18 protein-coding genes and 1 pseudogene are annotated in these 20,160 nt (G+C 72.7%); 10 read left to right on the top strand and 9 right to left on the bottom strand.

Annotated elements, in window-relative coordinates; translation table 11 throughout:
* The first annotated feature begins 54 nt into the window (after positions 1 to 54).
* Positions 55 to 1,194, top strand: coding sequence for a cobalt-precorrin-5B (C(1))-methyltransferase (locus J2S42_RS35010; RefSeq protein WP_307246226.1), 1,140 nt, complete (start codon positions 55 to 57; stop codon positions 1,192 to 1,194).
* A 6-nt stretch (positions 1,195 to 1,200) separates the two neighbouring features.
* On the opposite strand, the pseudogene J2S42_RS35015 reads toward J2S42_RS35010, so the two are convergent.
* Positions 1,201 to 1,521: pseudogene (locus J2S42_RS35015) on the bottom strand (DUF6232 family protein); the annotation flags it as partial.
* Between the two features lie 96 nt (positions 1,522 to 1,617).
* On the opposite strand from J2S42_RS35015, the gene J2S42_RS35020 reads away from it, so the two are divergent.
* The 5 genes from J2S42_RS35020 (at position 1,618) to J2S42_RS35040 (ending at position 7,507) form a co-directional block, all read left to right on the top strand.
* Positions 1,618 to 2,676 carry a serine hydrolase domain-containing protein gene (locus tag J2S42_RS35020; protein ID WP_307246228.1) on the top strand — a complete coding sequence of 353 codons (1,059 nt, stop codon included), beginning with the start codon at positions 1,618 to 1,620 and terminating at the stop codon, positions 2,674 to 2,676.
* Between the two features lie 147 nt (positions 2,677 to 2,823).
* A complete protein-coding gene (locus J2S42_RS35025; RefSeq protein WP_307246229.1) occupies positions 2,824 to 3,210 on the top strand; it encodes a DnaJ family domain-containing protein in 387 nt (128 codons plus the stop codon).
* Positions 3,211 to 3,302: 92 nt separating this feature from the next.
* The gene (locus J2S42_RS35030) at positions 3,303 to 5,594 is read left to right on the top strand and encodes a HelD family protein (RefSeq protein WP_307246231.1); all 2,292 of its coding nucleotides are present in this window, start codon (positions 3,303 to 3,305) and stop codon (positions 5,592 to 5,594) included.
* A 286-nt stretch (positions 5,595 to 5,880) separates the two neighbouring features.
* Positions 5,881 to 6,891, top strand: a complete 1,011-nt coding sequence (locus tag J2S42_RS35035; RefSeq protein WP_307246233.1) for a trypsin-like serine peptidase — start codon at positions 5,881 to 5,883, stop codon at positions 6,889 to 6,891.
* A 220-nt stretch (positions 6,892 to 7,111) separates the two neighbouring features.
* A complete protein-coding gene (locus tag J2S42_RS35040; protein ID WP_307246234.1) occupies positions 7,112 to 7,507 on the top strand; it encodes a carboxypeptidase-like regulatory domain-containing protein in 396 nt (131 codons plus the stop codon).
* Between the two features lie 19 nt (positions 7,508 to 7,526).
* On the opposite strand, the gene J2S42_RS35045 is transcribed toward J2S42_RS35040, so the two are convergent.
* The 6 genes from J2S42_RS35045 to J2S42_RS35070 all read right to left on the bottom strand — a co-directional run bounded on the left by J2S42_RS35045 (position 7,527) and on the right by J2S42_RS35070 (position 13,503).
* Positions 7,527 to 8,006 (bottom strand): hypothetical protein, encoded by a 480-nt coding sequence (locus tag J2S42_RS35045; protein WP_307246236.1) that lies wholly within the window; start codon positions 8,004 to 8,006, stop codon positions 7,527 to 7,529.
* 76 nt (positions 8,007 to 8,082) lie between these two features.
* Entirely contained in the window at positions 8,083 to 8,844 is a 762-nt protein-coding gene (cobM, locus tag J2S42_RS35050; protein WP_307246238.1) for a precorrin-4 C(11)-methyltransferase, read from the bottom strand.
* A complete protein-coding gene (cbiE, locus tag J2S42_RS35055; protein WP_307246240.1) occupies positions 8,823 to 10,028 on the bottom strand; it encodes a precorrin-6y C5,15-methyltransferase (decarboxylating) subunit CbiE in 1,206 nt (401 codons plus the stop codon). The genes cobM and cbiE overlap by 22 nt, the downstream gene beginning before the upstream one ends.
* The gene (locus tag J2S42_RS35060; RefSeq protein ID WP_370879321.1) at positions 10,025 to 10,432 is read right to left on the bottom strand and encodes a PPOX class F420-dependent oxidoreductase; all 408 of its coding nucleotides are present in this window, start codon (positions 10,430 to 10,432) and stop codon (positions 10,025 to 10,027) included. Before J2S42_RS35060 ends, cbiE begins: the two co-directional genes overlap by 4 nt.
* Positions 10,433 to 10,584: 152 nt before the next feature.
* Positions 10,585 to 11,895, bottom strand: coding sequence for a DMT family transporter (locus tag J2S42_RS35065; protein WP_307246242.1), 1,311 nt, complete (start codon positions 11,893 to 11,895; stop codon positions 10,585 to 10,587).
* Positions 11,896 to 12,024: 129 nt separating this feature from the next.
* Entirely contained in the window at positions 12,025 to 13,503 is a 1,479-nt protein-coding gene (locus J2S42_RS35070; RefSeq protein ID WP_307246244.1) for a glutamate-cysteine ligase family protein, read from the bottom strand.
* A gap of 81 nt (positions 13,504 to 13,584) precedes the next feature.
* Between J2S42_RS35070 and J2S42_RS35075 the strand changes: the two genes are divergently transcribed.
* The gene (locus tag J2S42_RS35075; RefSeq protein WP_307246246.1) at positions 13,585 to 13,962 is read left to right on the top strand and encodes a DUF3817 domain-containing protein; all 378 of its coding nucleotides are present in this window, start codon (positions 13,585 to 13,587) and stop codon (positions 13,960 to 13,962) included.
* Here the strand turns inward: J2S42_RS35075 and J2S42_RS35080 are convergent.
* On the bottom strand, positions 13,873 to 14,436 hold the full coding sequence (locus tag J2S42_RS35080; protein ID WP_307246248.1) for a hypothetical protein: 564 nt from the start codon (positions 14,434 to 14,436) through the stop codon (positions 13,873 to 13,875). The two genes, J2S42_RS35075 and J2S42_RS35080, sit on opposite strands and share 90 nt — an antisense overlap.
* A gap of 244 nt (positions 14,437 to 14,680) precedes the next feature.
* Here J2S42_RS35080 and J2S42_RS35085 point away from each other — a divergent pair, with 244 nt between their 5' ends.
* Positions 14,681 to 15,223, top strand: coding sequence for a hypothetical protein (locus J2S42_RS35085; protein ID WP_307246250.1), 543 nt, complete (start codon positions 14,681 to 14,683; stop codon positions 15,221 to 15,223).
* A 4-nt stretch (positions 15,224 to 15,227) separates the two neighbouring features.
* Here J2S42_RS35085 and J2S42_RS35090 read toward each other — a convergent pair whose 3' ends face one another.
* Complete coding sequence (locus J2S42_RS35090) at positions 15,228 to 15,626, bottom strand: ATP-binding protein (RefSeq protein WP_307246251.1); 399 nt, start codon at positions 15,624 to 15,626, stop codon at positions 15,228 to 15,230.
* 184 nt (positions 15,627 to 15,810) lie between these two features.
* On the opposite strand from J2S42_RS35090, the gene J2S42_RS35095 reads away from it, so the two are divergent.
* Both J2S42_RS35095 and secA2 read left to right on the top strand, forming a co-directional pair.
* Positions 15,811 to 17,565: an ABC transporter ATP-binding protein gene (locus tag J2S42_RS35095; protein ID WP_307246253.1), complete on the top strand. Its 1,755-nt coding sequence runs from the start codon at positions 15,811 to 15,813 to the stop codon at positions 17,563 to 17,565.
* 83 nt (positions 17,566 to 17,648) lie between these two features.
* Complete coding sequence (gene secA2, locus J2S42_RS35100) at positions 17,649 to 19,946, top strand: accessory Sec system translocase SecA2 (RefSeq protein ID WP_307246255.1); 2,298 nt, start codon at positions 17,649 to 17,651, stop codon at positions 19,944 to 19,946.
* Positions 19,947 to 20,160: the final 214 nt, after the last annotated feature.

The following is a 20,160-nucleotide window of genomic DNA, read 5'->3' on the forward strand; positions in this document are numbered from 1 at the left end:
TGTGTTGCCGACCCGGGCGGATCGCGGTGCGCGTCACCAGGCATGCTGAGGACCGTGACATCTCCGGGGAAGCTGCGCTACGGCTGGACCACCGGCGCGTGTGCCACCGCCGCGACCACCGCGGCCTACCAGGCGCTGCTCACCGGCGAGTTCCCGGACCCGGTCACGATCACGCTGCCCAAGGGCCAGCGGCCGGCGTTCGCGCTGGCCCGCGAGGAACTGGCGGACGATCACGCCCGGGCCGGCGTCGTCAAGGACGCGGGCGACGACCCGGACGTCACGCACGGCGCGCTGGTGCAGGCGACGGTGCGGCGCGCGCGGCCGGGCAGCGGCGTGACGTTCCGGGCCGGCGAGGGCGTCGGCACGGTCACCAAGCCGGGCCTGCCGCTGGCGGTCGGCGAGCCGGCGATCAATCCGGTGCCGCGCGCGATGATGACCGCCGCGGTCGCGGAGCTCGCGGGCCGATACGGCGACCCCGGCGACGTGGAGATCGAGATCTCCGTGGAAAACGGCGCCGAACTGGCCCGGAAGACCTGGAACCCGCGGCTCGGCATCCTCGGCGGGCTGTCCGTCCTGGGTACCACCGGCATCGTCGTGCCGTACTCCTGTGCGGCCTGGATCGACAGCATCCGGCGCGGCGTGGACGTGGCGCGCGCGGCCGGCCGGACGCACGTGGCCGGCTGCACCGGCAGCACCTCCGAGCGGGTCGCGGCCGAGGTGCACGGCCTTCCGGAGGACGCGCTGCTGGACATGGGCGACTTCGCCGGTGCGGTGCTGAAGTACCTGCGGCGGCACCCGGTACCGCGGCTGACCATCGCGGGCGGCGTCGGCAAACTGTCCAAACTGGCCGACGGCCATCTCGACCTGCACAGCGGGCGCAGTCAGGTGAACCTGGCCGCGCTGGCCGCGCTGGTCCGCGCGCACGACGGCCCGGCGGAGCTGGCGGCCGGGATCGCGCACGCGAACACCGCGCTGGACGCGCTCCAGCAGAGCCGGCGGTACGGCTTCCCGCTAGGTGACCTGATCGCGGCCGGGGCGCGGCGTACCGCGGTCGCAGTCCTGCGCGAGGCGCCGGTCGAGGTCGACGTGATCGTCATCGACCGGGCCGGGACCATCGTCGGCCAGGACCCGCCAGTCCGACGCGCGGACCAGGGCGCGGGCGACCCTCCCGTACCGCCCGGGGTCGGTGGTTGAAAAGATCTTGACGGCGGCGCCGCGGTGGTCGGCCCACAGCTCCCAGGCGCGCGGCCGGCGGGCGACCAGGAGCGCGGCGGCCAGCAGCACGACCGCGGCACACAGCACGACGGCGGCCGCCCGGGCGCCGGCCGCGATCCAGGCGACCGGCACGGCGAACGCGGCGAGCAGCGAGAGCGAGACCAGGCGGGGGAGCGCGCGGGGCAGCGGTGGCCGGGTGGTGCGCGGCGTACCCAGCTCGCCGAGCGGCCAGGAACGCCCGCCGGTGGTGATAGTGTCGGCCGTGACGCGCACCCCGTCGCCGGGGTCGTCGAAGAAGACGATCATCGGGATCCTTCAATCCGGTTTTGCGCGACGTTACCGCCCCGACACGAACCGGAAAACCGGTGGCTCGCGCGGCGGACGGGGGCGAATACTCCGCGCATGGGGTTCGAGAAGGCGCGTGAGCTGTTCGCGGCCGGTCTGGCCGGTGGCGACGAGGTCGGCGCGTCGTTCTGCGTGGTGCGGCACGGTGAGGTGGTCCTGGACCTGTGGGGCGGCCACGCGGACCGGGCGCGCACCCGGCCGTGGGAACGCGACACGATCGTCAACGTCTGGTCCGTCACGAAGACCGTCGCGGCGCTCACGACGCTGATCGTCGCGGACGAGCACGGCATCGCGCCGGAGGAGAAGGTCACCCGTTTCTGGCCCGAGTTCGCGGCCGGCGGAAAACGGGACATCACGCTCGCGCACGTGCTCAGCCACTCGTCCGGCCTGTCCGGATGGCGGGAACCGCTGGCCACCGAGGACCTCTACGACTGGGCGAAGTGCACGTCGCTGCTGGCCGCGCAGGAGCCGTTCTGGACGCCCGGCACCGCACCCGGCTATCACGCGGTAACCCAGGGCTATCTGCTCGGCGAGATCGTCCGGCGGATCACCGGCGACACCATCGGCACGGTCCTCCGGCAGCGTGTCGCGGCCGATTTCCACATCGGACTGGCGGCCGGCGAGGACGCGCGCGTCGCCGAGCTGGTGCCGCCGGAGACACCGCCGTTCAGCGGCGGTGGGCTCACCGAGATCCAGCGCAACGCCGCGCACAACCCGCCGATCCCGCCCGAGGTCACTGCCACCCGCGCCTGGCGGGCCGCGGAGATCCCGGCCGGCGGCGGGCACGGCAACGCGCGATCGATCGCGCTGGCCCTGTCCACGCTGACCGATCCGGACCGTGAACACCTGGCGGTGCAAGCCCTGCACGAGCATTCCGCGGGTACGGACCTGGTGCTCGGCATGCCGATCCGCTGGGGCCTCGGTTTCGCGCTCGGCGGCACGTTCCTGCCGAATCCGCGCACCATGTGCTGGGGCGGCTCCGGCGGCGCGTTCGTCGCGGTCGACCTGGACACCCGCGCGGTCCTGGCCTACGCGATGAACCGGATGTCCGGCGAGATCACCGACATGCGCGGCCTGCTGCTCGCGCTGGCCGCATGGGAGTCACTCGATCGGTGACTTCCCGGCGCCGGCCCGCGACGTCCTCGCCCGGGTGGCTCACCGCGACGGCCCGGCCGTCGCCGCGGACGCCGCCGTGCTCGTCGACGTCCACGCGCTCTGCACGGAGGGAGGATCCATCGACCGCCCGCCCGGTAACATCATCAGATGGCGCACTTCTTCGAGACGCTGGTGGACCGGAAGATTCGTGAGGCGCTGGAGCGGGGCGAGTTCGACAACCTGCGTGGTGCCGGGAAGCCGCTGCCCGGGCACGGTGGCGACTACGACGAGGACTGGTACGTCAAGGAGCTCGTCGAGCGCGAGCAGGTGGGCGGCGCGGTCTTGCCGGGCACGCTCGTGCTGCGCAAGGACATCGAGGATCTACCGCGGACGCTGAGCCGGGTGCGGCAGGAGCGTGAGGTGCGGCGGATCGTGGCGGAGCTGAACGAGCGGATCGCCGACAATCACCGCGGGCTGCTCTCCGGGCCGCCGACGATCGTCAAGCGACTCAACGCGGAAGAGATCGTGCGCGAATGGCGCGAGCGCGTGCGGTAGGCTTGCGCGTCGGGCATCCAAAGGCACGCAGGAAGGCAGAGCGTGCTGCCCGTTGCATATTAGACTTACAGGGGGCGGTTTTGTCAAGCACCGTGGAGCAGAAATCGTCGCTCGGTGAGGAACAGGCCTACCTCGACGCGCTCTACCGCCGACTCGACGGCATGCGCGCGGAAGCGGCCGCCCGGCTCGCCGAGAAGATGCGGGAATCGGGCGGCACGCCACAGGAGCGGTCCCAGCGGGACAGTGCCGTCACCATGTACACCGACCAGGTCGCGGTCCTCGGCGCGGTCGAGAACGGCCTCTGCTTCGGCCGGCTGGACTTCGCCGGTGAGGCGGAGAGACGGTACATCGGCCGGATCGGCGTCTTCGACGACCGGGGCGACTACGAGCCGCTGCTGGTCGACTGGCGTGCCCCGGCGGCCCGCCCGTTCTACCTGGCCACCGCGGCCGCGCCGCTCGGGGTGGTGCGGCGCCGGCACATCCGCACCGCCGGGCGTACCGTGGCCGCGCTCGACGACGAGGTGCTGGATCTGGACGACGCCGGCGCCGGCGCGCACGACCTGACCGGTGAGGCCACGCTGCTGGCCGCGCTGGACGCGCGCCGCACCGGGCGGATGCGGGACATCGTCGAGACGATCCAGGCCGAGCAGGACCGGATCATCCGCGCGGACCTGTCCGGCACGCTGGTCGTGCAGGGCGGGCCCGGCACCGGCAAGACCGCGGTCGCGCTGCACCGCGCGGCGTACCTGCTCTACACGTACCGGCAGCAGCTCTCCAAGCAGGTGGTGCTGATCCTCGGGCCGAACCCGACGTTCCTCGGCTACATCGGCCAGGTGCTGCCGTCGCTGGCCGAGACCGGCGTACTGCTGCGCACGCTCGGCGGCATGTTCCCGGGCGTGAACGCACGCCGCGCCGAGCCGGACGAGGTCGCGGAGATCAAGGGCCGCGCGGTGATGGCCGACGTGATCGCGGCCGCTGTCGCGGACCGTCAGCGCGTGCCGGACGAGCCGATCGAGATCAACATCGAGGGCGAGACACAGTTGCTGCTGCAACCGGCCACCGTCCGCGCGGCCCGCGACCAGGTCCGCCGCACCGGCAAGCTGCACAACCTGGCCCGGCCGGACTTCGACACCGAGATCATCCACGCGCTGTCGCTGCAGCTGGCGGAGAAGATCGGCACCGACCCGTACGCGAACGACGCGCTCGGCGGCGAGGACGCGCCCGGCGACCCGATCATCTTCGACGAGGCCGACCTCGCGCAGATCCGCCGCGAGCTGCGCCGCGAGCCAGAGGTTCTGGCCGTGCTCGACTGGCTCTGGCCGGTCCTCACGCCGCAGCAGATCGTGGCCGGCCTCTACGCCTCGCTCACCCGGATGACCGCGGCCGCGTCCGGGCTGCTCACGCTGGCCGAGCAGGAGGCGCTGCTGCGCGAACCGAAGGGCGGCTTCAGCCCGGCCGACGTGCCGCTGCTGGACGAGGCCGCGGAACTGCTCGGCGAGGAGGAGAACACCCGCCGCGAGCGTGTCGCCGAGCTGGAGCGGCTGTTCCAGCTGGAGTACGCGCAGGGTGCGATCGACATCGCGCTCGGCTCGCGAAGCGTCGACCTGGAGGACGAGGACGACCCGGAGCTGCTGATGGGCACCGACCTGCTGGACGCGAGCCGGATGGCCGAACGCCAGCAGTTCGACGCCGCGCTCACCGCCGCGCAGCGCGCCGCCGCGGACCGTACCTGGGCGTTCGGGCACGTCATCGTGGACGAGGCGCAAGAACTCAGCCCGATGGCGTGGCGCCTGCTGATGCGCCGCTGCCCGAGCCGCTCGATGACCGTCGTCGGCGACGTCGCCCAGACCGGCGACCTCGGCGGCACCTCGTCCTGGGACGACGCGCTCGCGCCGTACCTGGAACGCCGCTACCGCCTCACCGAGCTCACCGTCAGTTACCGTACGCCGGGGGAGATCATGGACCTCGCGGCCCCGGTGCTGGCCCGGGTCAACCCGGCCCTGGCCGTGCCGCGCGCGGTCCGGCACACCGGCGTCCGGCCGTGGCGGCTCACCGGTGACCTGTCCATGCTGGTCAAGGCGGTGTCGGAGTGGTCCGGTGACGGGCGCCTCGGCGTCATCGTCCCGGCCGGGCTGCTCGGCGCGGCCACCGCGGCGCTTCCCGAGGCGGCCTCCGGGGCACGCGCGGACCTGACCAGCCCGGTCGTGGTGCTCACCGTGCGTCAGTCCAAGGGCCTCGAGTTCGACGCGGTCATCGTCTACGACCCGGACCGCATCGTCGCGGAATCGCCGCGCGGCGACGGTGACCTCTACGTCGCGCTGACGCGCGCCACCCAGACCCTGGGCCTGGTCTCGCCGGGGCCGATCGCGTCACTGCCGGATTAGGGCCGAAGGCGGATGTACCCGCTTCCGGCGTGGCCGCTGTCCGCACGAGAAAGGCGTTTACCCCGCTCGGCGGTGGGTGGCCGGGGCGGCAGCCGGGCTCCCTGACCGGACCGTGGGTGGTCGCGGAGAACCGCGATCACCCGGCCGGGTCCGGTTCCGGCCGCGTGTTCCAGATCCGACAGCGGGTTTGTAAGAACGCGGACGTATCACACACAGGAAATCAAATCCCTGGATATGTTCCCGTGCGGGCCCGGCACTGCGCCGGGCTCGGAGGGGGGTTACATCCATGCGACTCACCACACCGGGCGGCCGGCTGCGGTCGGCACTGATCGGCGGCGCCGCGCTCAGCCTGGCCCTGGCCGGGCTCGGCGCACCCGCCGCCGCGGTACCGGCCGACTCGGCCGCCGCGCCGGTCGCTCCGCACACCACGGTCGCGGACGACAACGCGCCGCCGCGCGCGGTCGTCCCGGCGCGTGCGGCCGCGGCCGGCGGGGCCGGGATCTCCGGCACGACCGGCTCCGGCGTGCTCACGCCGACCACGTCACCCGCGGTCACCGGCGCGCGCGCCCCGGGCGCCGGGCTGTCCGGCGGCTTCGGCACGGACACCGTCATCGGCACCGACAACCGTACCCGGGTCAACCCGACCACCCCGTTCCCGACCAGCGCGATCGTGCAGATCATCCGCGTCGACGGCAGCACCACCTGGGGCTGCACCGGCTGGGTCTACGGCGCCAACATCATCGCGACGGCCGGGCACTGCGTGCACCCGGGCGGCGGCGCCAACGGTGGCGGCGGCAACGGCTTCTACCCTCGGGCCAACTACACGATCATCCCCGCGCGCAACGGCACCACCAACCCGTTCGGCACCTGCACCGCCACCCAGCTGATGTCCGTCAACGGCTGGATGGCCGACGGCAGCGCCGACTACGACTACGGCGCCATCCGGCTGAGCTGCAACGCGGGCGCCAGCACCGGCACGTTCGGCTTCTGGTGGCAGAGCGCGTCGCTGACCGGCACCGCGACCACGGTCTCCGGCTACCCCTGCGACAAGACGTTCGGCGAGCAGTGGCGGCACGCGGGCATGACGGTGACGTCCACCGCGGCCCGGCGCGTCTACTACCAGAACGACACGGCCGGTTGCCAGAGCGGCTCCCCGGTCTACCAGACCCGCGCGGCCGGCAGCTCGTTCTGCGTCGGCCAGTGCACGATGGCGATCCACGCGTACGGCGGCTCCAGCAACTCCGGCACCCGGATCACCGAGCCGGTCTACAACAACCTCATCTCCTGGCGCGGCTGATCCACTCCCGTGGGCAGGGCCGGCCCGCACCGGGCCGGCCCTGCCCACGGGCGGATTCGCCGTTGCCCGGTGAAGCGTTCGGCGGCCTGCTGCGTCGCGCCGGCGCCCCGGCGGCGCGCGGCCCGGGAACCGGCGCCCCGGCGGCGTGCCTCGGAACCGGCGTCCCGGCGGGGTGCGTCCGAACGGTAGGCCCGGCACATTCCCGACCGAGGAGGCTCCCGTGCGTGTTCCCCGCCCGATGACACTGGTCCTGCTGGCCACGGTGCCGCTGCTGCTCGGTCTCGCGTTGATCGTCGCGGACGGCGACCGCCCGTCCTCGGACACCGGCCCGGCCGCCTCACCGGCCGGTCCGCCGGCCGTCGGCACGGTCACCGGCTTGGTCACCGACGCCGGTGGGGCTCCGGTCGCCGGCGTCGGAGTCCAGGTCAGCTCCCTGGACGACCCGCCGCTCCCGATCCCGGAGACCGGCGTGATCACCGGCGCCGACGGCCGTTACGAGTGGCGGCTGCGAGCCGGCCGCTACGAGTTCAGCGCGGCCACCGGCACCACCCGCGCCGCGCTGCCGGCGACGGTGCTCCCCGGCGGGACCGTCACCCTCGATCTTCCACTGACCTGAGCCGGGGTTCCGCCCGGGATCACCAGGTGTGCGCGCGGAACCAGGAGCGCGCCGCCCGCGTGTTCAGCAACAGCAGGTAGAGCGCCGGCCCGGCGAGGCCCGCGGCCTGTGACAGCTCCCCGGTGGACGCGACCGTGACCGCGACGCCCGCCACGCCGGCCAGACTCAAGATGATCATCAGAACGCGTGCCCACTGCCGCCCGCGCTGCAACGTCCGCCCGATCACGAACGAGATCAGCGCGGACACCGCCAGCACGCCGGCCACCACGTACGACACCGCGGTCAGCCGCGCCGGGTCGACGAACTGCGCGTCCCCGGCGAACAGGTCCGCCGGCGCCACCCACAGGATCAGCGCCACCCCGGCCAGCTGCACCAGCCCGCTCAGGTAGTGCAGAAACGCCAGCACGTGCACTCCGGGCGGCGCGGACCGCCGCACCGCCCGCACCGGCGCGGCCGGGTAGGCCGGGTACTGATAGGGCTGCGCGTATCCGTACGACATCGTTCGCTCCTCGTCGTTGGGCTCGGGCTACAGCCTCGCCGCGGCCGCCCCACGCCGAATCCCCGAAAGGTGCCAGTCAGGAGCGGCAGCGGTCCGGGCTGTAGAGGTGGCTGTCGGGGAAGGCGGCGGCGGTGAGGGCGGGGCCGACGATGATCACGGCGGTGCGCTTGATGCCGGCGTCGTGGACCAGCGGGGCGATCGTGCTCAGGGTCCCGCGGAGAATCTGTTCGTCCGGGCGCGACGCGCGGGCCACGACCGCGACCGGGCAGTCCGCGCCGTAGTGCGGGAGCAGTTCGGTGACCAGGTGGTCGATCCGCTGGACGGCCAGGTGCAGCACGAGCGTGGCGCCGGACGCGGCCAGCGTGGGCAGCTGCTCGCGCGGCGGCATCGCGGTGGCGCGCTCGGCGGTGCGGGTCAGGATGACGGTCTGCGCGACCTCCGGCACGGTCAGCTCGCGGCACAGGCTCGCGGCCGCGGCGGCGAACGCGGGCACGCCCGGGACCACGTCGTACGGGATGCCGGCCGCGTCCAGCCGGCGCATCTGCTCGGCCATCGCGGAGAAGACCGACGGGTCGCCGGAGTGCAGCCGCGCCACGTCGTGACCGGCCGCGTGCGCCGCGACCAGCTCGAGGACGATCTCGTCGAGCGACATCCGGGCGGTGTCGATCAGCCGGGCGCCGGGCGGGCACCAGGTGAGCATCTCCGGCGGGACCAGGCTGCCGGCGTAGAGGCAGACCGGGCTGGCCGCGATCAGGTCGCGGCCGCGCACGGTGATCAGGTCGGCGGCGCCCGGGCCGGCGCCGATGAAGTGCACGGTCATGCTCTGCGTACCGTCCATTGGGTTACCGGGAGCGCCGGGCGCCAGGCGGTGAACCCGCCCACCGCACCGGCGCGGGATATCTCGATGCGGGTCAGGTCGCCGCCGAGCGCGTCGCGCGCGGCCGTGACCACGCGCTCGGACTCGATCGTGACCGCGTTGACGACCAGCCGGCCGCCGGGGCGCAGCGCGGCCCAGCACCGCTCGATCATGCCGGGTGCGGTGACGCCGCCGCCGACGAAGATCGCGTCCGGGTCCTCCAGGCCGTCCAGCGCGGCCGGCGCCGCACCGAGGACCAGGGCCAGCGACGGTACGCCGAGCGCCGCCGCGTTCCCGGTCAGCCGCGCGGCCCGCACCTGGTCCGCCTCGATCGCCACGGCCCGGCACGACGGTGCGGCGCGCATCCACTCGATCGCGATGCTGCCCGCGCCCGCGCCGACGTCCCAGAGCAGCTGCCCCGGGACCGGCGCGAGCCGGGCCAGCGTGATCGCGCGGATCTCCCGCTTGGTCAGCTGGCCGTCGTGGTCGTAGGCGTCGTCCGGCAGGCCGGGGACCGTGGGCAGCAGCGCGGCGTCCGGTCCGGCGACGCACTCGACCGCGAGCACGTTCAGCGGCGCGGCCTCGGGCAGCGGCCAGCCGGCGGCCGTGCCGGTCACGGCGCGTTCACCCGGCCCGTCCAGGTTCTCCAGCACGGTGAGCGCGCTCTCGCCGTACCCGCGGCGGGTCAGCAGCCCGGCCACGGCGGCGGGTGAGCGGCCGTCGGCGCTCAGCACCAGGATCCGGCGGCCGGGCTGGATCGTCGCGTGCAGCGCGTCGAGCGGCCGGCCGACCACGCTCACCACCGTGGTCTCCTCGACCGGCCAGCCGAGCCGGGCGCAGGCCAGGGAGATCGACGACGGGTGCGGCACGACCCGGAAACCGTGTGCGCCGGCCAGCCGGGCGAGCGTGCCGCCGATGCCGAAGTGCATCGGGTCGCCGCTGGCCAGCACGCACACCACGCGATCCGCGAACGAGGCGAGCAGTCCGGGCAGCGCGGGCCGCAGGGGCGACGGCCACGATACGCGCCGCGCCGTGACCTCCGCCGGGATCAGCGCGAGCTGCCGGTCGCCGCCGAGCAGCACATCGGCGTCCGCGACCGCGGCCCGGCCGGCCGGGCCCAGCCCGTCCCACCCGTCGGCCCCGATCCCGACCACGGTGACGCTCATCCGACGTTGCCCAGCACCCGGGTCAGCGTGATCTCGAGGATGACGCGGTGCGGGTTGACCCGGGGCGTGCGGTAGCGCTCGGCGTAGCGGCGTTCCGCGTCCGCGACGAACTCCGGCTCGGTGCGCACCCGCGCGCGGCCCTCGACCGTCGACCAGCGGCGGCCGTCGACCGAGCAGAGCGCGACCGTGCCGGTGGCCGCGGCGTTACGGGCCTTCGTGCTGGTGGCGGACGTGAGTACCAGCGCGGTACCGGCAGCCCAGTTGATCACCGCGCCGACCGGGGTGACGTGCGGCGTGCCGTCCGGGCGGATCGTGGTGAGCGTGCACAGGTGCCGCTCGGTCCAGAACTCCCGGAACTCGTCCCCGACGTCCGCCGGACCCCGCCGGCGCTGCACGCTGCTCACCGCACGACAGTGCCAGACCGTCCACCCGCCGTGCATCCGGCCCCGCGTCGCGGTGACGCAGCACCCAGCGGCGGACGGTTCGGGGGCGTCCGTCGCGCCGCGGGAACGGCAGATGACCGGCGCCTCGCTCCGGTCCCCACCTCGATAACGCTCTAGTTGTTGGGGCGGCGGCCGGGGCGGGGGTAGAAGCCGCGGCCGGGCCGGATCAGGCGGCGGCGCGGGCCGCCGGGGACCGCGCAGGACGGCAGGCCGCGGTCGCCGACCACGAGCTGCGACCGGCGGCGGCCGGGAATGATCGCGACGGCGTCCGGCACCGGCTCATCGTCTCGGGCCCCCGCCGCACGCGTCGCGGCGGCCCCGCGAGCGGGAGGAGCATCCCGGACGGCAGCGTCGCGGGCGGTAGCGTCGCGGGCGGTAGCGTCCCGTCCGGCAGCGTCGCGGCCGGTGGCCTCACGAGTAGCGGCGTCACGGGGGGCGGCGTCGCGAGTAGCGGCGTCGTGGACGGCAGTGTCGCGGGCGGCGGAGTCCCGGGAGGCAGCCCCGGCGGTGTCCGCGTCACGTGCCGGAACGCCGTCCCGGCCGTCGCGCGACGTGGCGGTGGCCGGGTCGCCCGCGCTCGTCTCCGGAGTTTCGATGATCTCGCTGTCGGCCGGCCGGGTGAGCAGCAGCACGCCCGTGATCGCCAGCACGCCCCCGGTCGCCGCCACGCCGCCACCGGCCGCACCGCCGACGAACCGCTCGTCCAGCAGCAGCATGCCGATCACCGCGGACGCGACCGGATTCGACAGCGACACCGTGGCCAGCGGCGCGCCGAGCCCGCCGTCGCGGTACGCGGCCTGGGAGAGCAGCACCCCGGCCGACATGAACGCGGCCAGCGTGAACGCGGCGGGGGACAGCACCGCGAGCGGCCCGGACGCGGTGACCTGCAGCGACACGGTCTGGGTGAGTGCGGACGAGCAGGCGAACGCGATGCCGGACGCCACCGCGTAGAGCAGCCCGGACGACGTGGCCGCGTGGATCTGCCGGGCCAGCAGTGTCAGGCCGAGCACGGTGCCGCCGCCCAGCATGGCCACGGTCAGCACCTCGGTGGAGTCAAGCTCCCGGGCGCTGCCCATCGGCGCGGTGATGACCAGCAGGCCGAGGCCGGCGATGGTGAGCGCGGCGCCGCGCCAGTGCACGGCGGCGACCCGGCGGCCGATCACGGCCGCGCCCATCGGCAGCGCGAAGACCAGCGTGAGCAGGCCGAGCGGCTGGACGATGCTGAGCGGCCCGAACGCGAGCGCGCCGACGTGCAGGCCGGCGCCGGCGCCGTTCAGCGCCACGGAGAGCCACCAGTGCGGGATGCGGAGCGACGCGAGGATGCCGGTGCCGTGCGCGGCCACCCGCTCCTGGACCACCGCGCCCGCGGCGTAGGCGCTCGCGGAGGCGATGCTGAGCGCGATGGCTATCGCCAGGGCGTTCATATCGCTGACCAGACCGGACCGTGCGTCGTCATGCTCTCAACGATCCCCCATTGATCGGCGGCAGTCGTCCGGATAACGAGTGATTGTTGCGTAGAGCACGTGTCATACCTCAGATTGTGACCGTCATCCCTAGGGATGACTCCACTCGTGCACCGGGCGGTTCGTGTGCATGTGGTCGAGGTAGCGGCCGAGCATCTCGTGCAGCGCCCCGGTACGCGAGAGGTTGCCGCGCTCCTCCAGGTCACGGACCGTCTCGACCTGCCAGGTGGCGCCGTTCGCGGAGGCCAGGCAGCGCGCCTCGATCACGCCGAGCAGCCGGTCACGCTCGTCCGCGCGGACACCCCAGGCGTCCAGCCCCTGGTACGCCAGCGGCAGCAGCCGGCGCAGCACCAGCTCGGTGACCGGGAGCGTGCCCGCGTCCGGCCAGTAGACGGACGCGCCGATGCCGTGCCGGGACGCGGCGTGGAAGTTCTCCTCCGCGGCGCCGAACGACATCCGGGACCAGAGCGGGCGCTCCGACTCGGCCAGCGCGCGGACCAGCCCGAAGTAGAACGCGCCGTTCGCCAGCGTGTCGACCACGGTCGGGCCGGCCGGGAGCGTCCGGTTCTCCACGCGCAGGTGCGGCACGCCGTCCACGATGTCGTACACCGGGCGGTTCCAGCGGTAGATGGTGCCGTTGTGCAGGCGCAGCTCGGGCAGCGACGGCGTCTCGCCGCGGGACAGCGTCTCGACCGGGTCGTCGTCCTCGCAGACCGGCAGCAGCGCGGGGAAGTACCGGACGTTCTCCTCGAACAGGTCGAACACCGAGGTGATCCACCGCTCGCCGAACCACACCCGCGGGCGTACCCCCTGGGCCTTGATCTCTTCCGATCTGGTGTCCGTGGCCTGCTCGAAGAGCGGGATCCGGGTCTCCCGCCACAGTTCCCGGCCGAGCAGGTAGGGGGAGTTGGCGCCGAGCGCGACCTGTACGCCCGCGATGCTCTGTGCCGCGTTCCAGTACGGGGCGAAGTCCTCCGGACTGACCTGCAGGTGGAACTGGGTGCTGGTGCAGGCGGCCTCCGGCACGACCGTGTCCGCGGTCAGCTCCAGCCGCTCCGCGCCGTCGATCCGGATGTCCAGGTCCTCGCCGCGGGCCGCGAAGATCTGCTCGTTGAGCAGCTGGTAGCGCGGGTTCACCGAGAGCGAGTCGAGCGTGAGGTGCTCCGGCCGCAGCGTGGGCAGGATGCCGATCATCGCCATTCGCGCGCCGACCGCGCGGGCCTTGGTGTCGGCCTCGTTCAGGCTGTCCCGCAGGTGCTTCTCGAAGCCGGTGAGCCCGCCGTCGGAGAGCGCAAGCGGCGGTACGTTTATCTCGATGTTGAACTGGCCCAGCTCGGTCTGGAACGCCGGGTCCGCGATCGCGGCGAGCACGTCCGCGTTGCGCATGGCCGGGTCCGCCGCCGGGTCCACCAGGTTGAACTCGATCTCCAGCCCGGTCAGTGGCCGGTCCGCGTCGAAGCGGTGCTCGGCCAGCATCTCGGCCAGGACGTCCAAGCAGCGCCGGATCTTCTGCCGGTACCTCGCTCGGTCCTCGCGGGTGAACTCCCGCGGTCCGACCTCCTCGCCCATGAGCGCCGCCGCCTTCCAGAAACGTCTCAGGCACCTCTTATTACGATCTGCTACCTAACATTTCCAACCGGCGGAGGAATCATGCGACGCGCCACGCTGTCCCTGTTCACCATCGTGGCGATCGCGGAGGCCGGCTCCTGGACCGGCCTGCTGATCGGCATGTTCTTCAAGTACGTCGTGGTCGGCAACGAGATCGGGGTGAAGATCTTCGGGCCCATCCACGGTGCGCTGTTCACCGCGTACGTGGTGCTGACCCTGGCGGTCGCCTGGCTGAACCGGTGGCGCTGGACGACCGCCCTGGTCGCGCTGCTCGCGTCGATCCCGCCGCTGGCCACGCTCGCCTTCGAGCGCTGGGCCCGGCAGAGAGGGCTACTGGAGAACCACCCAGGCGGTCACCGCGAGCGCGATGATGAGCAGACCGGCGATGGCCTGCAGCAGCATGCCCGGGCCGAGGTGTGACCAGATGGTCGGCGGGTGCGGCTCTATCACCTGCTGCGTGGTGATGTTGACGATCCGCTCGACCCGCGGCTGAAGCTGCGGGTCCTTCTGCCGGCGTACGGTGACCTGGACGTGGTCCTGCCGGATGATGGCGCTCTGCCCCACGTGCCCGTGCAGCTCCATCTCGTAGAGCTGCCCGTCGTCGCCGCGGATGCGCATCGGCGTGACCAGGAACTCCGGTCCCTTCTTCAGCTCCTTGAACTTTCGCCGCGTTGCACCCTTGCCCGCCGCGCCGCGGACCAGCGTGAGCAGTGCGGTGCCGACCAGCTGGGCCGTGGTCGCGGCCACGAAGACGAGCATCAGGATCGGCTGGTCGACCTTGAGTTCGCGGGTGTAGCCGGCGAGGTAGTTGAGGAACCGGCCGGTCACCACGGGACCGAATCGGCGGACGACGGGCTCCGGGAAGAGCTCCTTGTCCCAGACTGCCTCGGGCATGGGTGTCACTCCGTTTCTGCTGCCACAGGTTGAACGCCAGGTGAGCGTGGCACCCTTCGATTCTACTTTCGGTAGCCGATAGGCGACATTGAGTGAATCGCGCGTGAGAACAAGCTCTAACAACCGCAAAACGCGCATACGGTACGGGTGTGCCGCGCGCGGGTCCGGCTTTCCGCCGCGCCGACCCCGGGTTCGGGGGACAATATCGGGCATAGGCCGCGGATCATCTGGGGGCACAAAAGTGATGAGCAGCCACTCGTACATCAATCCGGAGAGCGTCTTCGCGCAGACGGCGCTGGAGATGGTGGCGACCCACGGGCCGGAGGACGGGGCCTCGGACGACACCATGTGCGACCGCTGTCAGCAGCCGCTGCCCTGCCCGCCGGTGCGCAACGCGATCCCGGTGCTCGAGGCGGCGGGCCTGCCGGTCTACCCGGCCGGCAGTGCGGAGGCACGCCGCGCCGCGGCCGAGTCCGCGCTGGGCCGCACGTCCGGGCCGCCGTCCGGCGTCACGCTGCCCGGCTCCTCCGGGCCGTCACGCCCCGGCCTGCCCGAGCCGTCGCTGTCCGAGTCGTTACTGCCCGGCCTGCCCGAGGGCGTGCTGCCCGGCCTGCCGGAGGATGCGCTGTCCGGCCAGCCGGAGAAGGGGTCGCGCGGCCGGCCCGAGGGCGCGGAGGAGCCGGTGGAAGCGGCGGTGGGGGCGCCGGCCGCGGAAGGGGACGGGCCCGCGCCGCCGGCCGGCCCGCCGATGTGGCCGGACCCGTCCTCGGTTCGCGCGGTCGCCTGACCGGCTAGCCGGCGTCCGTCTGCAGGGCGGCCCAGACGACCTTGCCGCCGTCGGGCAGCGCGAGGCTGCCCCAGGCCTGGGACATCTCGCCGACCAGCAACAGCCCGCGACCGCCCGGCGTGTGCGGGTCCGGATGGGTGGCGACGGCCGGGCGAGGGCTGCCGTCGCGGACGGCGAGCAGCAGTTTCCCGTCCGCGATGGCGAGCGTCATGTGCATCGGCGTGCCCGCGTGCCGGACCGCGTTCGTGACCAGCTCGCTGGCGATCACGCAGGCGGTGTCCGCGACCGCGGGCACGTTCCATCGGGTACAGGCGTCGACGACCAGGTGCCGGGCGGTACGACTGGAGTCCGCGACCGGTGGCAGCGATGCCCGGACCGTATGGTGCGAGGGCTGGGCTGTCATCACTGGCGACGGTCTTCCCGCTCGGCGGTACGCGTTCGGAGCAGGTCAGCAATACCCACGATGACGGAACGTGAAACAATCCGTCATAAAGTAACTTTAAGTACCTACTCAGTTGCTCCATGTGCCTGAGTTTTCGCTGAGGGCGGAGGGCGGATCCAGGCCCGCCGTGGCTAACGTCGACCGCATGACGGGGGAGACCACACCGCCGGTCGGGCTGCGCGCGCTCGCGCCCCACCTGCGCGCGCACTGGCCCACACTGGCGGTCGTCGCGCTGCTGTCGATGCTGGGCGCGGCCGCCTCGCTGGTCCAGCCGCTGCTCACCCGCGACCTGCTGGACGCGATCGGCGCGTCCGAAGCGGTCGGCGGCCTGGTCGCGCTGCTGGCCGTGCTGGTGCTGGCCGCCGCGGGCATCAACGCGGTGCGGGACTACCTGCTCCAGCGCACCGCCGAGGGCGTGGTGCTCGGCACCCGGCGCCGGCTCGCCCACCACCTGCTGCGCCTGCCGATCGCGGAGTACGACGCACGGCGTACCGGCGATCTGCTCTCCCGCGTCGGCGCGGACACCACGCTGTTGCGCGCGGTGGTCACGTCCGGGCTGTTCGACATCGCGGCCGGTGTGGTGATGGTGATCGGCGCGATCGTCGCGATGGCGCTGCTCGATCCGCTGCTGCTCGGCGTCACGCTGGTCGCGCTCACGCTCGGCATGGGGATCGCGATCACCGCGTCCCGGCGGGTGCGCGCGCTGTCCCGCGCCACCCAGGCCCGGATCGGCGAGATGACCTCCACGGTGGAGCGGGCGATCTCCGCGGCGCGCACGATCCGCGCCGCGCGCGCCGAGGGCCGCGAGGCCGGCCTGGTGGTGGCGAGCGCCGAGGGGGCGTACGCGGCGGGCCTGCGGGTGGCCCGGCTGCAGGCGCTGATCTCCCCGGTGGCGACCACGGCCACCCAGGGCGCGTTCCTGGCCGTGCTGGGCGTGGGCGGCGCGCGGGTCGCGGCCGGCGACATCACGGTCGGCGACCTGGTGGCGTTCATTCTCTTCCTGTTCTTCCTGGTCATGCCGCTCGGCCAGGCGATCGGGGCGTATACGCAACTGCAGACCGGCCTCGGCGCGCTGGAGCGGATCGAGGAGGTGCTGCGCATCCCGGCGGAGGAGAACGGCGCGGACTCCACGGAGCCGGGCGCGGGTCGTACCGCGGTGGAGTTCGTGAATGTCGGTTTCGGTTATCCGGCGGCGGACGGGCCGGTGCTGAGCGACGTCAGTTTCACCGTGCCGTACGGTACCCGGACCGCGCTGGTCGGCCCGTCCGGCGCGGGTAAGTCCACGCTGCTCGCGCTGGTCGAGCGGTTCTACGAGACCACGGCCGGCACGATCCGGGTGGACGGGCGGGACGTGCGCGCGCAGAGCCGTGACGCGCTGCGGTCCCGGCTCGGCTACGTGGAGCAGGAGGCGCCGGTGCTGGCCGGCACGATCCGGGAGAATCTGCTGCTCGCCGCGCCGGGAACGGACGACACCCGGCTGCTGGAGGTGCTGGAGTCGGTCAACCTGACCGGCATCGTCACCCGCACCGAACAGGGGCTGGACGCGCAGGTCGGCGAGGGCGGCGTGCTGCTCTCCGGCGGCGAGCGGCAGCGGCTCGCGATCGCCCGCGCGCTGCTCACCGACGCGCCGATCCTGCTGATGGACGAGCCGACCAGCAACCTGGACGCGCGCAACGAGGCCGCGCTGCGCCGCGCGATCGACGCCGCGGCCGAGTCCCGCACGCTGCTGGTGGTCGCGCACCGGCTCTCCACCGTGGTCGAGTCCGACCAGATCGTGGTGATGGAGTCCGGCCGGGTAGTGGCGACCGGGCGGCACGAGGAGCTGGTCGAGTCCAGCCCGCTCTACCGGGAGCTGGCCGCGCATCAACTACTGGTCTCGGAGGCGGAGCCTCTCCGGTGAGGGGTGGGTGGCCGGGGCGGAAGCCGGGGATTCGACAGATGCCCCTCACCACTCAGCGGCATGATGAAGTAGCGTTTCGCACCATGGGTGTGTCGTCACGGTTGAAGAGCCGCTTCCAGAAGTTCCTGCAGCGCCCAGGGACGACCGTCGATCTCGCGCCGCTGCAGAAGCGGCTGCCGGCGGTCGAGGCGCTGGAGGAGGAGCTCAAGGAGCTCGACGACGCCGCGCTGACCGAGCGGGCCGGCGAGGCGAGCGAGATCGTCGAGATCTGCGCGATCGGTCGAGAGGCCGCCCGGCGCGGTCTCGATCAGCGGCCGTACGACGAGCAGATCCTCGGCGTGATGGCGCTGCTCTCCGGCAAGGTCGCCGAGATGGCCACCGGTGAGGGCAAGACGCTCACCGCCGCGATCGCCGCCTACGGCCACGTCCGCCAGGGCCGCGGCCCGGTGCACGTGCTCACCGTCAACGACTACCTCGCGGCCCGCGACGCGGACTGGATGCGTCCGGTCCTGACGCTGCTCGGCCTCACGGTCGACTCGGTCACCGAGGCGTCCACGCCCGAGGAGCGCCGCGCGGCCTACGGCTGCGACGTCACCTACGTCTCCGTCTCCGAGGCCGGCTTCGACTACCTGCGCGACCAGCTGGTCGTCGACATCGCCGACCGGGTGCAGCGCGAGCTGTCCACCGCGATCGTCGACGAGGCCGACTCGATCCTGATCGACGAGGCACGTGTGCCGATGGTGCTGGCCGGCACCGTGCCCGGCGAGCAGGACCCGGTGCACGCCGCCGCCGCGCTGGTCAAGGGCCTGAAGCGGAACCGCGACTACGAGATCGCGGAGGACGGCCGCAGCGTCGCGTTCACCACCGAGGGCACCGAGAAGATCGAGAAGAAGCTCGACGGCATCGACCTCTACGCCGACGAGAACTTCGACCAGCTATCCGCGCTCAACGTGGCGCTGCACGCCCACGCGCTGCTGCACCGCGACATCGACTACATCGTCCGCAACGGCGCCGTCGAGCTGGTCGACGAGTCGCGCGGCCGGGTCGCCCAGCGCCGCCGCTGGCCGGACGGGCTGCAGGCCGCGGTCGAGGCGAAGGAAGGGCTCTCCGCGACCAGCGAGGGCGAGGTGCTGCAGACCATCACGGTGCAGTCGTTCATCGCGCTCTACCGGACGGTCTGTGGCATGACCGCCACCGCGGTGCTGGTCGGCGACCAGCTCCGCGAGTTCTTCAAGCTCGAGGTCGCGGTCATCCCGCCGCACAAGCCGAACATCCGCGAGGACCTTCCCGACCGCATCTTCGCGACGCGGCAGGAGAAGGAGGACGCGCTCGTCGTCGAGATCGGCAAGGCGCACGAGGAGGGCCGCCCGGTCCTGATCGGCACGCGCGACGTGAAGGAGTCGGAGACGCTCGCGGCCGCGCTCGAGGCGAAGGGCATCTCCTGCGTCGTGCTGAACGCGAAGAACGACGCCGAGGAGGCGGCGATCATCGCGGAGGCCGGCAAGCGCGGTGCGGTCACGGTCTCCACCCAGATGGCCGGCCGCGGCGTCGACATCCGGCTCGGCGGCAGCGACGAGGCCGACCACGACGAGGTCGCCGAGCTGGGCGGGCTCTACATGATCGGCACCGGCCGGTTCGACAGCGGCCGCATCGACGACCAGCTGCGCGGCCGCGCGGGCCGGCAGGGCGACCCGGGCACGTCCGTCTTCTACGGCAGCCTGGAGGACGACCTGATCGTGCGGAACGCGGGCGACATGATCCCGCCGTCGCCGCACATGGACATGGACGGCGTGGTCACCGACGAGCGGGTGGACTACGCGGTCGGCCACGCGCAGCGCGTCGCCGAGGGCGTCGGCCACGAGATCCACCGCAACACCTGGCGGTACAACGTGGTCATCGAGCAGCAGCGGGTGGCGCTCTCCGAGCGTCGCGAGCGCCTGCTCACCACGGATGTCGCGGCGGACATGCTGCGGTCGAAGTTCCCGGAGGAGACCGCGGAGATCGACGACGAGGTGCTGAGCAAGGTCTCCCGGTCGATCGCGCTCTACCACCTCGACCGGCTCTGGGCCGAGCACCTGTCCTACCTGTCCGAGGTGCGCGAGGGCGTGCACCTGCGCGCGCTCGGCAAGCTCGACCCGCTGGACGAGTTCCACCGGGCCGCGGTGCCGGCGTTCGGCAAGATCATGCCGGAGATCGAGGACCGGACGGTCGACACCTTCGCCGAGATCGACGAGGTCACCGACACCTGGGAACCGGCTCAGGCCAACCTGGTGCGCCCGTCCGCCACCTGGACGTACCTGGTGCACGACAACCCGTTCGGCTCCGAGCTCGACCGGCTCATCGCTGCGGTCGGCCGTCGCCTCGTCACCGGCCGGAAATAAACGACATACCTCGCACGGGTGAAGCCCGCCTTGTCCGGATTGAACCGGTAGGGCGGGCTTCATGCTGTCTCATTCACTACCCACCGCATCGCAGGCGTCAGCCCAGCGTGATGTGGTTGCCGCCTCATGAAAATTCTCGGAATCCGTTAATCCCTCCATGGCTACCGGTGCGTACACCGTGGCGAACACAGCAGGCGTGCGGATGAGCCCCGCA

The organism is Catenuloplanes indicus, assembly GCF_030813715.1.
Lineage (GTDB): Bacteria > Actinomycetota > Actinomycetes > Mycobacteriales > Micromonosporaceae > Catenuloplanes > Catenuloplanes indicus.